General features: G+C 47.4%; 11 protein-coding genes and 3 pseudogenes. 8 read left to right on the forward strand and 6 right to left on the reverse strand.

All coding sequences use genetic code 11. The features are described 5' to 3' along the window. Window positions 1–9 precede the first annotated feature (9 nt). The 5 genes and pseudogenes from yiaK to IEV89_RS17545 all read left to right on the forward strand — a co-directional run. Entirely contained in the window at window positions 10–1,035 is a 1,026-nt protein-coding gene (gene yiaK / locus IEV89_RS17525; RefSeq protein WP_188474805.1) for a 3-dehydro-L-gulonate 2-dehydrogenase, read from the forward strand. Continuing rightward, the gene (locus IEV89_RS17530; protein WP_188474806.1) at window positions 1,032–1,502 is read left to right on the forward strand and encodes a NanQ anomerase/TabA/YiaL family protein; all 471 of its coding nucleotides are present in this window, start codon (window positions 1,032–1,034) and stop codon (window positions 1,500–1,502) included. Before yiaK ends, IEV89_RS17530 begins: the two co-directional genes overlap by 4 nt. Before the next feature lie 8 nt (window positions 1,503–1,510). Further along, window positions 1,511–3,013, forward strand: a complete 1,503-nt coding sequence (locus tag IEV89_RS17535) for a mannitol dehydrogenase family protein (RefSeq protein WP_188474807.1) — start codon at window positions 1,511–1,513, stop codon at window positions 3,011–3,013. A 576-nt stretch (window positions 3,014–3,589) separates the two neighbouring features. Further along, window positions 3,590–5,617 (forward strand): acyltransferase family protein, encoded by a 2,028-nt coding sequence (locus IEV89_RS17540; protein ID WP_188474808.1) that lies wholly within the window; start codon window positions 3,590–3,592, stop codon window positions 5,615–5,617. A gap of 91 nt (window positions 5,618–5,708) precedes the next feature. Continuing rightward, a pseudogene (locus IEV89_RS17545) lies at window positions 5,709–5,876 on the forward strand (SymE family type I addiction module toxin); the annotation flags it as partial. Window positions 5,877–5,921: 45 nt separating this feature from the next. On the opposite strand, the gene IEV89_RS17550 reads toward IEV89_RS17545, so the two are convergent. Further along, window positions 5,922–6,302 (reverse strand): contact-dependent growth inhibition system immunity protein, encoded by a 381-nt coding sequence (locus tag IEV89_RS17550; protein WP_188474809.1) that lies wholly within the window; start codon window positions 6,300–6,302, stop codon window positions 5,922–5,924. Beyond that, a pseudogene (locus IEV89_RS17555) lies at window positions 6,299–8,485 on the reverse strand (hemagglutinin repeat-containing protein); the annotation flags it as partial. The pseudogene IEV89_RS17555 and the gene IEV89_RS17550, both read right to left, overlap by 4 nt. 73 nt (window positions 8,486–8,558) lie before the next feature. Here IEV89_RS17555 and IEV89_RS17560 point away from each other — a divergent pair. Then, window positions 8,559–8,903 carry a SymE family type I addiction module toxin gene (locus tag IEV89_RS17560; protein WP_188474810.1) on the forward strand — a complete coding sequence of 115 codons (345 nt, stop codon included), beginning with the start codon at window positions 8,559–8,561 and terminating at the stop codon, window positions 8,901–8,903. A 34-nt stretch (window positions 8,904–8,937) separates the two neighbouring features. Here the strand turns inward: IEV89_RS17560 and IEV89_RS17565 are convergent, their stop codons facing one another. Continuing rightward, window positions 8,938–9,234 carry a contact-dependent growth inhibition system immunity protein gene (locus tag IEV89_RS17565; protein WP_229746521.1) on the reverse strand — a complete coding sequence of 99 codons (297 nt, stop codon included), beginning with the start codon at window positions 9,232–9,234 and terminating at the stop codon, window positions 8,938–8,940. Beyond that, window positions 9,231–10,106 carry an RNase A-like domain-containing protein gene (locus IEV89_RS17570; protein WP_188474811.1) on the reverse strand — a complete coding sequence of 292 codons (876 nt, stop codon included), beginning with the start codon at window positions 10,104–10,106 and terminating at the stop codon, window positions 9,231–9,233. The genes IEV89_RS17565 and IEV89_RS17570 overlap by 4 nt, the downstream gene beginning before the upstream one ends. A 382-nt stretch (window positions 10,107–10,488) precedes the next feature. Between IEV89_RS17570 and IEV89_RS17575 the strand changes: the two are divergent. Together IEV89_RS17575 and IEV89_RS17580 are read left to right on the forward strand one after the other, a co-directional pair. Continuing rightward, window positions 10,489–10,850: pseudogene (locus IEV89_RS17575) on the forward strand (SymE family type I addiction module toxin). 58 nt (window positions 10,851–10,908) lie between these two features. After that, window positions 10,909–11,451 (forward strand): RNA 2'-phosphotransferase, encoded by a 543-nt coding sequence (locus IEV89_RS17580; RefSeq protein WP_188474812.1) that lies wholly within the window; start codon window positions 10,909–10,911, stop codon window positions 11,449–11,451. Here the strand turns inward: IEV89_RS17580 and IEV89_RS17585 are convergent, their stop codons facing one another. Together IEV89_RS17585 and IEV89_RS21975 are read right to left on the reverse strand one after the other, a co-directional pair. Continuing rightward, window positions 11,452–11,850 carry an SMI1/KNR4 family protein gene (locus IEV89_RS17585; protein WP_188474813.1) on the reverse strand — a complete coding sequence of 133 codons (399 nt, stop codon included), beginning with the start codon at window positions 11,848–11,850 and terminating at the stop codon, window positions 11,452–11,454. Further along, window positions 11,851–13,410, reverse strand: a 1,560-nt coding sequence (locus IEV89_RS21975) for a VENN motif pre-toxin domain-containing protein (RefSeq protein WP_308420891.1), incomplete at its 5' end; no start/stop codon positions are given.

Here is a 13,410-nt window from a genome sequence, read left to right on the forward strand (position 1 = left end):
GTAAATACCATGCAAAGAATTAATTTTAATGAAATGAAAAAAACAGTAAAACAGGCATTTCTGAATGCAGGTTTACAGGATACGAAAGCTGATATTTGTGCGCAGATTCATACCGAATCTAGCTGTGACGGCATTTACTCTCATGGATTAAATCGCGTTGCACGTTTTGTTGAATACGTCAATAAAGGATGGGTCAATATCAATGCCGAACCGAGTTTAGTTAAATCTCTGGGTGCGATTGAAATTTATGAGGGTAATCGAGGCATTGGCATTACCAATGCACTTTTTGCTGTCGAACAAGCAACGGCTATTGCTCGTGAAAATGGCATGGGTATTGTCGCATTACGCAATACAACACACTGGATGCGTGGCGGTACCTATGGCTGGAAAACAGCAGAAAAAGGATTAGCGGCAATTTGCTGGACCAATACCGAATCGTGCATGCCAGCATGGGGAGCTAAAAATTCACGACTGGGGAATAACCCATTTGTGATGGCGGTTCCTCGCCAGGATGGCCCATTGGTACTCGATATGGCAATGTCACAATATGCTTATGGTAAGCTCCAGGTGACACGCTTGAAAGGTGAAAAGCTGCCCTTCCCCGGTGGTTATGACAAAGATGGCCATCTGACCGATGAGCCCGGCCCAATTGAACAATCCATGCGTATTTTACCTACAGGTTATTGGAAAGGTTCTGGCATGGCTGTATTACTGGATGCAATGGCAGCATTACTTTCAGCCGGCTCCCCGACGAATGCCATCGATAAAATACAGGAAGGCAGTTGTACCGGTGCTAGCCAGATATTTATGGTGTTCGATCCTACCCAATTAGGTGGCTGTGATTTTAATAATCAAATGGCTAACAGTGTGGCTGATTACGTAAAAACTTCAGAGCCAGCGGAAGGACAAACTGCGGTTTATTACCCAGGAGAGCTGGAAGTAAAAACCCGTAATGAGAATTTAAGTCAGGGCATTCCTGTTGATGACGGTGTTTGGGCTGAGGTCATTGCATTGGCTGAAGGGGGAACAAAATGATTGTTGGTCATATAAAGCAACTTGAAAAAAGCAAACTGGAGCTCCCTACTGCTATTTATCAAGTGTTACATACCATCAGCCAGTGGGATTTCAGTCTGCATCCAGACGGTGAAAAAACCGAGCATAATGTGGTGTATAAGACATTCCATGCGGATACCGCCCCCGCCATCGAAAGGACTGCGGAAACTCACATTGAGAATATTGATGTGCAGTTTGTTATATCAGGCCAAGAGGGTTTGGAATATCAACCCATTAAGGGGCATGTCGCTACTGACACTCACCCTGAGCAGGATAACTATTTCTATCAGGGAAAAACGGGGGATGAACAGGCACTGTTATTGAGTGCAGGAGATTTTGTCGTACTATTTCCCTGGGATATCCACACGCCATTGTGCCAGGTCGGTCACCCACAAAAGGTCCGTAAAATTGTGGCTAAAATCCCAATCACCCTGCTGACCTCTCGCTAAGGAAGCCAATGAAACTGTCACAGGAAAATCTGCAATACTTAGCTCCGGGGACGATAGTCCCTACTTACCCACGCAACCAACTCAAAACCCGCATAGTACACCTGGGATTCGGCGCTTTTCACCGCGCTCATCAGGCAGTGTACGCCGATCAATTAGCTGCACAATTTGGCAGTGATTGGGGTTTTTGCGAAGTGAATCTGATGGGTGGGGAGCAGCAAATTACCGATCTTAATGCGCAAGACCGCCTTTATTCTGTTGCCGAAATGGCCCCTGAAGGCTGGTCGAGTCGGGTGGTGGGCGTTGTTCGACGAGCCATTCACGGTGAAATTGATGGTATCAATACTGTATTGGAAGCCATGGCAGAACCAGATATTGCCATTGTCTCAATAACCATTACGGAGAAAGGCTATTGTCATCAACCCTCAACCGGAAAACTCGAAGAAAATCATCCTGGTATCCTGCATGATATTGCCCACCCCCAATCCCCAAAATCAGCACCGGGTGTGATTGTTGAGGCACTGCGTTTACGCCGCGAGCGCCAGCTACCCGCCTTTACGGTGATGTCATGTGACAATATGCCAGATAACGGTCATGTAACCCGTAATGTGATCCTGGGCTTAGCCAAACTGCAAAGTGAGGAACTGGCACAATGGATTGAGGATCACGTTAGCTTCCCATCGACGATGGTTGACCGCATTGTGCCTGCCGTTACACCAGAGACACTGGACAAAATCACCCAACAATTAGGTGGGGTCCATGACTCAGTAGGCGTCGCCTGCGAACCTTTCAGGCAATGGGTGATTGAAGATAATTTCGTTAATGGCCGACCTGAGTGGGAAAAAGTTGGAGTTGAACTAGTACAAGAGGTTTTGCCATTTGAAGAGATGAAATTGCGGATGTTGAACGGTAGCCACTCTTTTCTGGCTTATTTAGGCTATCTGGCTGGTTATGCACATATTAATGATTGTATGCATGATGATAATTATGTCGCTGCAGCCTATCACCTCATGTTGAATGAGCAGGCACCGACACTCAGAACTCAAGGTGTTGATCTGGTCGCCTATGCGGACTCATTGATTGAGCGTTACCGCAACACGGCACTGAAACATCGCACATGGCAAATCGCTATGGATGGGTCTCAAAAACTGCCTCAACGCATGTTGGACTCAGTTCGTTATCATCTGAAACATAACAGCAATTTCGACTGCCTTGCGCTAGGGATTGCTGGCTGGATGCGCTATGTGAGTGGTACCGATGAGCAAGGTTACCCGATTGAAGTCAGTGACCCGCTTCTTGCTCAACTACAAGCCTTGGTGAGCGCCAGTCAAGACGGCCCGGAACGGGTTAATGCCTTATTATCACTCGATTTAGTGTTTGGCAATGAACTACCGAAAAACCAAAAATTTGTCGATTGCATCACTCAGGCTTATATCCATTTAATCAGCTATGGAGCGCGTCAATCAGTGGCTAAATTAGTACAAGGGTTCTCATCCCCGTTCTCTTTACATTAATTAATGAAATCACCCATAAGGCACCTCTATTCCGGTGCCTTTATTTTTAACTGAGGGAATTAATAGACTGATAATCTGATAGTGAAATCATTTTTCCGCAAACCAACGCCTAACCTATAATGATAACGGTTACTCCTGTCTTTAGTACATTCTTCTTTCTGTGTAATCATCCCTGAATATAGGTGTATAAATGTTTTGGAATATATTCAAATCGAGAGTGTAAGAACCATTAATGTCTTCATGATACTTTTCATCGCTGGCCTCTAACCTATGAGTTAATTCAAACCATACTTCATTGTCACTTGCCTTGATATTATCCTCGGAATGCAGATCATAGCTGAGATAATTATTTAGATCACCCTGCGTTAAATCGCGTAGATGTAAAAGCATAGTGAAAAAAAATCAATTTTATTTGGGTAGGCAAATTCGGAGGACTCAAGCGTAGTTAACTCCAGAGATTGATGCTGAGAAGGTTACATCTACAAGATAAATATTTAATTTAACAATTTTACAATGCATCTACTCGATTTTCTCTTTATAATAAACCTTACATTAATCATACACAATCCGTACAAAATGAACATAAGTGAAATAAAGAAAAATTATCGTAATGATATTGACGGACTTCGAGCTATTGCTGTTCTTTTAGTGATCTTCTTCCACAGTGGTTCAAACCTTTTCCCCTCTGGATTTATAGGTGTAGATATCTTCTTTGTGATATCTGGTTACCTCATTACAGGTATTATCCTGAATAAAATCCGCAAAGATGAATTTAGTCTTTCAGAGTTTTTTGTGCATAGATTGTGGAGGATCCAGCCGGCTTTAATAGCAGTCAGTCTGGTAACGCTTGCCGCTGCAGCAGTCTTGTTTTTGCCAGTGGACTTCATCGATTTTCTGAAAAGCGCTAAATATAACTCCCTTTTCCTTTCTAACCAGTATTTTGGGAAGATGTCGGCGACTTATGCCTCGCCTGATACGAACATTTTCCCGCTTTTACACACCTGGTCACTTTCAGTCGAATGGCAATGGTATCTATTTCTCCCACTCTTCGTACTGGCCGGTTCTCTAATGACTAAGCGCTTGGCGCTATCCAAAAATACGGAACAGAATGATCGCTTTCTGTTGTCTATCTGGGTGGTTGTAACGGTTGCGCTGGCTACTTTTTCACTGGTATTTACGAAAATTCATCCGGGTGGAACCTATTACTTGCTAACAGCACGCGCATTCGAGTTCACCACAGGTGGAACGGCATTTCTTCTGACGCGAATTTTCTCTTCTGTGCGAGGGCCAGTTGCAAGCCTGTTAAGCCTTTTTGCATTTATCATAATGATCGCAGTATCGTTGAAAACTGGTCTACTCGACATCTATCCGAATGGCTACACGTTAGTAGTGTCAGCCTCTGCCGCTCTTATTCTGTTCTGCGGTCACTATCGCGAAAAGGTCTTGGGAAGCTTGCTTTCAACCCCTCCCGTAGCATTCATCGGCAGACTCTCATATTCACTTTACCTTTGGCATTGGCCTGTCTTTGCTTTTTGCAGGTACATGAACATTTCTCTTGCCGGTGTGCAGCTTTACCTTGCCCTGGGGATTATATCTTCTCTGGCACTTTCGAGTTACTTCCTCATTGAAGCCCCTCTACGTCGCCGGCGTCCATCTCTCAAAATATCGGTACTGCAGCTAGTAATCCTGCCGATCATACTCTTCTGTGCACTATATGCATTGGCCACCCGCTATGAAGGATTACCTCAACGCCTAGGTGCGCAATATTCGAATGAGTACATCGCTCTCAAAAAATACAGTGCCATGGCAACAAATCGTGAAGAATGCCTTGAAGGAGATCAGGATCTTGCGCAGTGCCAGTTTGGAGATTTGAATAGCAATAAAAAGTCGCTACTAATAGGAGATTCAAATGCAAACCATTTTTGGGGTTTCTTTGATGTGTTAGCCCAGAGTGCTCATATACGAATGGAATCACTCACTAGCTCATCCTGCCTTACGCTTCCTGGAGTATGGCAGTACGACTGGTGGAAATATCGTAACGAGCCTTATACGCAATGTCATGAGCATACCGAACACTACTATCGCTTGATCAAAGAAAATCACTATGACTATGTCATCCTTGGTGAAGTTTGGGAAAACTATGCGAGCGGCTCACACCTCATCAATAACGAGGGTGATGAGCGTTCAGATGCACTAACCAAATCAAGAATGACAAAAGCATTGCAGGATGCCCTCAACAATATCATCGCTTCGGGTGCTAAGCCGATAATTATCACAACGGTTTACACTATGCCTAAAGACTATATTGAATGCCACCGCAGGCAATCAATCGCTAGAGCGACTTACTCTGAAAGTACCTGTGATACACCAAGGCCTAGAAAAAATGAAGATGACGTTTATACTCATAATCTCTTTGCGCAGATGAAAAAGGAATATCCGACTCTGACGTTAATCGATGTGAAAGACGTCCAATGTCCGGATGCGCGCTGTCTTAGTGAGATAAACACTATTCCGGTATATCGTGATGTTGGCCATATTACCGATTACGCCTCTTATCATTTCGGCCTTGATTATCTCAAGAAATTCGGTAATCCATTAAAATAAGACTGTAGTGGCACACTAAATTTGTTCCTTTATTATCCCCTTGGCTTAATGCAAGCCCACCGGTCGGAATTCAATTAGTTGAAACGCTGACCGGCGTTACACCGTCGGTTATCGCCCCAACGGCGGCAGACCGAACCCACCGCCACAACTGACGATTAAAGGTAAATGGCTGGAACAGTTGGGGTTTAGTACCGGCCAGCCGGTGAGTATTACGGCTGAGAACGGGTGTCTGGTGATCAGGGCTGAGGCTGGCGGCTAAGGATAAAAAGTAAAATCCCAGCGACTTGGCCGGGATTTCTTATATTTATATTTGATTGATTTTTAATATGTCTTTTTTCAAGTCATCATTAACATCAGAAGGATCAAGTTGGTTTATAACTTGTTTTATTTGGATAAAACTACTTTTCTGCTCTTTTAGAGCATCACCTTTTATCGTCGATAAAGCAGCTATAAGCTCACCATCATAATATTCCCCAGCCAGCGGATCCTTCGTCAGAACATCCAGCACTTTTGGCATTAACTGATCAATACACACTTCCTGACGTATAGCACGGCAGAGATCTTCCACTGTTAGATCTTCAATAGGTATATCAATGACTCGTTCGAACCATTGTTCAAGCGGAGATTGTTGACTCGGCTCTTTGGCTACATTGATGTTTCCTACCAGTTTACGGAAGGTGATCATATTCCATGTCCTTTCAGTGCTGATTCGATTTTATTAATGGCATCAGTTGCTCTGCCATATGCTGCTTGAGCTTCGGGATTATTTACATTTTTCAACGTGTCTGCATGGTTCCTTAACCCCCTCAGAGTATTTTGCATTTCCTGCATATGATCCCAATACCCACCATCCTCTTTAGGTACAGGATTACCATCCATATCCTTGAGAGTTCCCGTAATATCATGATCCTTCAGAGCATTTTTTATTGTGTTATCAATCTTCTTGATAGCACTTTCTTGCTTCTGATTAAGATTCTCAGCAGGCTTTTCACTTTGCTGTTTAGGATCGTTTTCTGGCGGAGGCGGAGTACCCGTGCCCGATCCCGTTCCACCCAGCTCGGCTTTATCGGCATCTGACAGATCTTTCCCAATATTCGGCGTACTGCCTTTGTCTGAGTCTGACTGACTCTGCGCCGTAATGATCGCCATCATCACACAACTGGTGTTTGCCAGACATGCTGCGCTCAGCCCCTGCTTCGCCGCCTTTGTCAGCGCCAGTGCCGCCTGGTCGTTCGGGTTTACGCTGCCTGCTTCTGCCGCCGCTGCCGAGTTCATCAATGCCCATGCCTGCATCTGCTGAACAGCACCGATACTCGTCATATTATTACTGATTTCGTTCTGCCCTGCCTGCGCACCCGTCATCGCATCCGCCGAACTGCCGCCGGTCAGACCGCCTGCCAGCCCTGCCGCTGCGGTTCCCAACGTAACCAGCGTCTGTTTTTGCTCTTCGCTCAGTTGGCTGACCGGTATATCACCATACAGCGCATTTTTTATCGCCTCCCCCATCAAGGCTGTCGTCGCAGCGCCTGCCGCACCCGCAGCAGCGGAGTTACCTTGTACCGCTGCCAGCGCACCGGCAACCACCGCATGGGCCATCACACGACTGGATTCATCCGGCGCAACCTGTTTAATCACCTCTGCCAGATAGGGCGCACTGGCACCCGCAATAGCTTTCGCCAAGTCACCACCCGCCAGCCCTTGTATCGCCGCCGTCGCGGCCTGTAACCCCTGCTGGATGGCGCTGCCCGTCCCGTATTTCGCCATTTCGGCTTTGTAGACATCGGTTTCACGTAACTCTTTAGCGCTCTTTTCTGGGTATTTTTTCTTCGCCTCACTCAGCCCGTTAAGGTCACCCTGCGTCCGCGCGATATCCATCACCTGCGCACCTATCTCACCCACTAACTGGCTGGCTTGCAGGCGCTTCTGCTCTTTCTCTTTATCAAAGACAGGGCTGATACTGCCATTCGCATGGTCTGTGTCACGGCTTAAATCACCCACGTTTTGCTGCTGATTAGCGGCATCACGTACAATAAGGGTACCGTTAGCGACAGCAGATTGCGTGGTACCTTCTGCATGACCTTGGCCGTTAAGCCCCGCCAGAACATTGCCGACATTCGACATGGCATTGCTCATCGCGCTGGCACCGTTGCCACCGCTCAGGCTGATCCCGCTGTGACTGACTTTATAATCTGCCTTATTGCCGATATCGCTGAACCCTAGCGTACCAGTATTCAGCAGATTTTCATCTGCCGTTCCCTGACTCGCAATCACACCGCCATTCAGTTGGGTGTGACTACCCACATTGATATCAAACCCGCCCTTACCCGCATAAATACCACTCTGCTCTACGACGCTGTCGTAGGTACTGTTCATTTTATCCTGACTGAGATTGATATAACCGGAACCGCTCATTGAACCGAAGGTGAAACTGCCACCCGCACCGAAGCTGGTTTGTTTCGATTTATAGTCATCACTGTCCTGCAGGCTGGTAATAGTCAGGTCACGGCCAGCGTCAACCGTGACCTTCTCGCCGTTTACCTGCGCGCCTGACAATGAAGTATCGCGTCCGCTGCTAAGAATTACGTTGCCGCCACTGTCCAGCGTCGTTTCAGACCAGTTGGTACCATTGCCTTTATCATTGCCTTTTGCACCATTAACGCTGGCAAATATACTTAGTCCGGCGCTGCCGTTGCCCACACCAAAGCTAATTCCGACACCGCCGCCACTGCTGCTATTTTTACCCGTACTTTCCTGCGTGTTGGCCGCGCCAGTCAGCAGGATGTCGTTAGCCGCATTCAGAGACGTATTGCCACCAGCCTTCAGTTGGCTCCCCCCAATGGCAATGTCACCGCTATGGGTGGCCAAATTCAGTAAACCACTTCACCCAGTGCAAGAGCCTCGAGGGCGACGACTTCCGGCGCTATATCGACAAGGGGGCAGCATGAACATCACCTTTACCTCTGAACCGATCCCGGAGCTGACAATCGACGGCGACATGCTGGCCGTGCTGGGTTTTACCTCCGGCACGCCGTTACAGCTCACGCTCCGACCCGATGGACTGTGGATCACCCCAGTCACCGAGGCGGCCACCTGGAACACATTGTGTGAAGCCAGCCAGCAGCGGCAAGATTTGGGAGCGGATTGGGTACGGCAGAACGGCGAACTGATCATCGCCGGAGACTGGATCATCGAGTCCGGGATCACCGATGTGGCACAACTGGAGATCACCGCCGCACCCGGAGTGATCCGGTTGCAACGGCGGGAAGTTGAGGGATTTCTGGCGTAGAAGCAAAGCTCCCGGCCAGTTGGCCGGGAGTTTTTCAGCTCATTTGTTTATATATATGCTTCAACCACTCTTCAGAAGAAGACCATTCATTAGGGTAATAATAGCTACAGTCAATTTTGTTAAGCAGGATGTCCTGTAATTCGTCATCTGATAGAGAAAGTGCCAGCAGATAATCTATTTCAGATTTCATCTGCAACCGCTCCTCCGCAGTCTCGGTAGCTTTGTAAGCTGCCAATGTTTCATCCGCATTACCAAACAGCACCTCAAAATCCTGGTTAAAATAACACCTCAGCAGATATGACAAAGAAGGATACTTTTCTTTAATATTCATGGCGTTGGATACCCAGTAATGATTTTATACCCATCAGGCATTGAAGGATCTCTGCCAATGATAATTCTGGCATTTGTAGCTGGAACAGCACTTGTAGCCCCGCGAGTAACACTAATACCAATAGCAGCAGAAGATTGATAATCAAGTTCCAGGTAACCCTTTTGGCTACCAGATAAATAACTCTGGATCTTCGACTGATTGCTATCAATGACTTTGCTTGTCACAGCTTCTGCTGTAACTCTATCAGTAAATGTAGATGCTGTTTTTGTATTGCCTGTAGACACTCTATCAAATAACTCCGCTTCAGTTTTTCCTACATGCCGATCAATCAGATGGCCGCCTGCTTTCTCATGAGCCGCCAAGCCACCGCCGGGAACAATGGTGCTGCTTTGTCCCGTCGCTGTTGTTTCTTTCGCCCCTGATCCTTTACCGATCCCTGCCGCAATTCCCGCAGCGCTTGTTCCTGCCACCTGTGCTAGCGAATTGATAGCAAGCTGCTTCGCTTCAGATGAGTCGCCAGACATTAGCGCGTTGTGGATCGCCGCATTTCTGTCTGCTTCCAACTGGATAGTCGTCACTTGAAGAATAGATAATTCGTTCTGTTCTTCCGGGCTTAAGCTACCGTTAGCACGCGCCTTTTCCATCAACTCGTTGGTACGATTAGCGTAATCGGCCTGTAACCTGCCTACTTCATTAGCCTTATCGACACAGTCTTTAGCGCCGGTACAGTTCACAACACTTTCATGCTGTTCGGCGTTAATCTTCTTATATTTCTCAACTACGGCGGTGCAGGCCTCACTTCCCTGACACTGAGTCATTTCTTTGGCTCGGTTCTGGTTTTCCGGCACACTCAGTGAGTTATTATCAACCACAACAACCGCAGCAGTATAACGGCGGCGTCAGCCGCCGGTTAGCCCTTGATTCGGCTTTGTGACTGCCATCTTGACACAAACCTGTAGCGGGGGCGTGCTGGTGAGGCCCGCAGGTTGCACTGCTGCCAGACCGGATTTTGACCCTGTATGACGGCACAGGACCGGGATGGGGAGTGGAAACTGGCGAGGCTGTAAGGAGTGACACGCTTTTTCACCGCGTGGCACGACCCGCCGCAGCCAGACGACACCCGGCAGGCATGAACGCATTAAGCAGAGGCCGCAGGCCGACAACCCTTTATGTTGTTTACTGAACACAACCAGGTTGACGGTGTCTCACCACCGCCAGCCCGCTAACCACAACAACTAGTTAGGAGTAGTTATTATGGCTGAGCCGGATTCTAAGTCAGAAGTTGTCACAACAGAAGTCCCTGAACTAAAAACTCGTCGTTATACCGGGGGTTATATCCTGGACTGGCAGACACATGAACCTGAACCCACCATCACTCCGAAGGGCTACTGGCTGGAAGATGCAGGGTTTGAGACAGGTACACCGCTGAAGGTTCGCGTGATGCCCGGTTGTCTGGTGCTCACCGCCCAGGAGCCGTTACCACACCACCTCCAGAACCGGTGATCATGCAGGCGCTGAAGAAAGTCTGTAAGCTCTCGGGCCGCAAGCAACAAAAGATCCTTGAGTTTATTGAGGTGATCACTGCTAAGCGACCGCCAGCAGAGAACTGGGACTGACTGCTGACTGATAAAAATATCCCGGCTCGATGATCGGGGTTTATTTGGGATTATTATTATGAGTAAAAAGAATACAGATATAAGCAAGTTTTTAAGCTATGTATTACGCCATCAACCAGAAGCCATTGATTTATCTTTGGATAAAGAAGGATGGGCTGTCATCAGCGATCTTATTCTTTGTTCTGTTAAAGAAGGCTATACACTCGATAATAACCTTCTTCGTAATATTGTTGATAACAGTGATAAAAAACGCTTTACGATTTCAGATGATGGGTTGCGTATCCGGGCTGCTCAGGGGCACTCAACACAACAGGTTGATATCGCTTATAAAGAGAAAACGCCTCCAGATATTTTATATCATGGAACAGCTACCCGCTTTATATCTGTAATCAGAGAGCAAGGTCTTATCCCTTTATCACGCCAGTATGTACATCTTTCACCTGATGAAGATACTGCAATTCGGGTAGGACAACGCCATGGGAAACCGGTAGTACTAAAAATAAAAGCCCTGAACATGTATGAACAGGGCTTTGAGTTCTTCCAGGCTGATAACGGGGTCTGGCTAACCGACACCGTTCCTTACCGGTTTATTCAGGAATAATTACTCTTCGTCTTCTGCCCGTTCAGCTTTATGACGGGCAGACTCAAGACGTGCCATTTTTAGCCATTCCTCGAAGTTATCTGTATAACCTTTGTCCTCCCAGCCTGCGGAAGCAAAAGCATGTACATAATATACTTTCGGATCGCCTGACGTATCTTCACCGTCGAAACAGACAATATCATCCGAATGACGCCAGTTCGCAAAAGGTATCAAATTCCGTTCCGGATAAAGCTTTCTAATCTTGTCGCACCAAAAATCAACATAATTTTGAGCACAACAAAATAACCACCACGACTCGATATCTTCTAATTCAGCTCCTGAGACATAATCAATAAAACTTTCAGGTAAAGAAAAGCCTGGAGATAAATAAACTTTATACATGCCAGCTCTGTTAGTCATTTATTTACCCTTACCAGTTATTCTTGGCGAATCGGATGAGCCATTGGGATTATTCTTACTAAAACTACTGCTCTGGTTGTTAATTCTTCCAGTGATAGCTTCACCCCATGTTTTAGCAGAACCAAAACGTCCCGAGTCCATCATATCTTTTGGTAATGGATCGTCAAAACTCCTGACGTTAGCTTCAACTTTTATGCCTGCTTCTCTGGCAGCACTGATCCTTGTATTATCCATGCTGGTCATTTTTCCATCAGGCATCTTGATAACATCAACTGGATCACCTTTCCAGCCATCTTTTTTCATGCTGGAAACAAGATCATTGTAAGTGTATTTCACACCAGTACCTCGATCTGTCTTATTGTAAGAAACGGTATTTTGCGAAAAACGAATGTCGTTAGCATCAAATGAGGAAGCATTTCCTGCCGGCTTAACCGTAGTCGGCTCCTTAACTCCCTTCATCCCATAAATCGCACCGCCAATCGCCGCAGCCGTGTGAACGCCCGCCATGCTTGTATACAGCGTTGAAGCGGTATCAAGACTGACACCCCAGTTAGTGGCGATGGTCTGGATATCTTTCGCTTTCTGCGCCTGCGCATCTGCTGTCGCATACTGCCACAGCAGACTATCGACTTTATCAGCACCCTCTTTATAAACACTGGCCATGGTGCCGATGTACTGACCATCAAGCTGGGCATCATAACTCTTGCCCATTGCCGCCAGTTCCTGACGCATCCCCCGACAGTCCGCTGATGACAGATTCTTGCACGCCGCATCAATCGCTGCATCGAACGCTTTATCCTTCGCGTTCAGGTCAGTGACCAGTTTCTCGGCCTGTACCTTCTTATCACCTTCCAGATAAGGCAGTGACCACTTCGCATCCTGACGCAGCTTCTCATCTTTAGAGGATAATGTATTATTCTCCACCTCATTCTTCGCCGTATTCGCCCCGCTGCCGACGCCGGACAGGCTACCGCTTGCCAGCCCACCTGCGGTTGAGCCAGCTATCACCATCAGATTGTCAATGACCTGCTTCTGCGCTTCTGTCAGTTCTCCCTCTTTTACTTGCGGGTAGAACATTTTGACCAACAGCTTCGCCGTTCCCGCGCTGGTTAATGCACCCGCAGCACCGGCTGTTGCATCACCGCCCTGTGCGCTGGCCAGAAATGCACCCAGCGCAGTATGTAACATAATCCGTAATGGTTCATCACCGGCACTGATTTGTTTAACCAGATTCGCCAGATACGGTGCAGCGGCCCCCGCCGCCGCGCCCTGGAGGTTGCCGCCCAGCAAGCCTGATAATGCGCTGGTAAAGGAAACACCTGCCGTCCAGTATTTGCCGCCGATACCGTAATCCTGCTGCATCTGCTTGTATTCCGGGCTGGCGGCAATCTGTTCGCTGGTTAAACCCTGAGCCGATAATTTGGCCACTATCTCGTTTTCTTTATCCGCTTTCAGCCGGGACTGAACCGCCCCCATCGTCTGCACGCTCAGCGCAACCGCTTCACGTTGTAGCTCAAGGCGATCCGCAATTTTCCCCTGGTCAAAACCGTCACTGACTTT

The sequence above is a fragment of the Hafnia psychrotolerans genome, from assembly GCF_014639435.1.
In the GTDB taxonomy this organism is placed as follows: domain Bacteria; phylum Pseudomonadota; class Gammaproteobacteria; order Enterobacterales; family Enterobacteriaceae; genus Ewingella; species Ewingella psychrotolerans.

Bases quoted from the DNA above. Each gene is read 5' to 3' on its own strand.
- IEV89_RS17585 (WP_188474813.1), bottom strand. From the start codon at position 11,850: ATGACTAACAGAGCTGGCATGTATAAAGTTTATTTATCTCCAGGCTTT.
- IEV89_RS17540 (WP_188474808.1), top strand. From the start codon at position 3,590: ATGAACATAAGTGAAATAAAGAAAAATTATCGTAATGATATTGACGGA.
- yiaK (WP_188474805.1), top strand. From the start codon at position 10: ATGCAAAGAATTAATTTTAATGAAATGAAAAAAACAGTAAAACAGGCA.
- IEV89_RS17530 (WP_188474806.1), top strand. From the start codon at position 1,032: ATGATTGTTGGTCATATAAAGCAACTTGAAAAAAGCAAACTGGAGCTC.
- IEV89_RS17565 (WP_229746521.1), bottom strand. From the start codon at position 9,234: ATGAATATTAAAGAAAAGTATCCTTCTTTGTCATATCTGCTGAGGTGT.
- IEV89_RS17550 (WP_188474809.1), bottom strand. From the start codon at position 6,302: ATGATCACCTTCCGTAAACTGGTAGGAAACATCAATGTAGCCAAAGAG.
- IEV89_RS17580 (WP_188474812.1), top strand. From the start codon at position 10,909: ATGAGTAAAAAGAATACAGATATAAGCAAGTTTTTAAGCTATGTATTA.
- IEV89_RS17535 (WP_188474807.1), top strand. From the start codon at position 1,511: ATGAAACTGTCACAGGAAAATCTGCAATACTTAGCTCCGGGGACGATA.
- IEV89_RS17560 (WP_188474810.1), top strand. From the start codon at position 8,559: ATGAACATCACCTTTACCTCTGAACCGATCCCGGAGCTGACAATCGAC.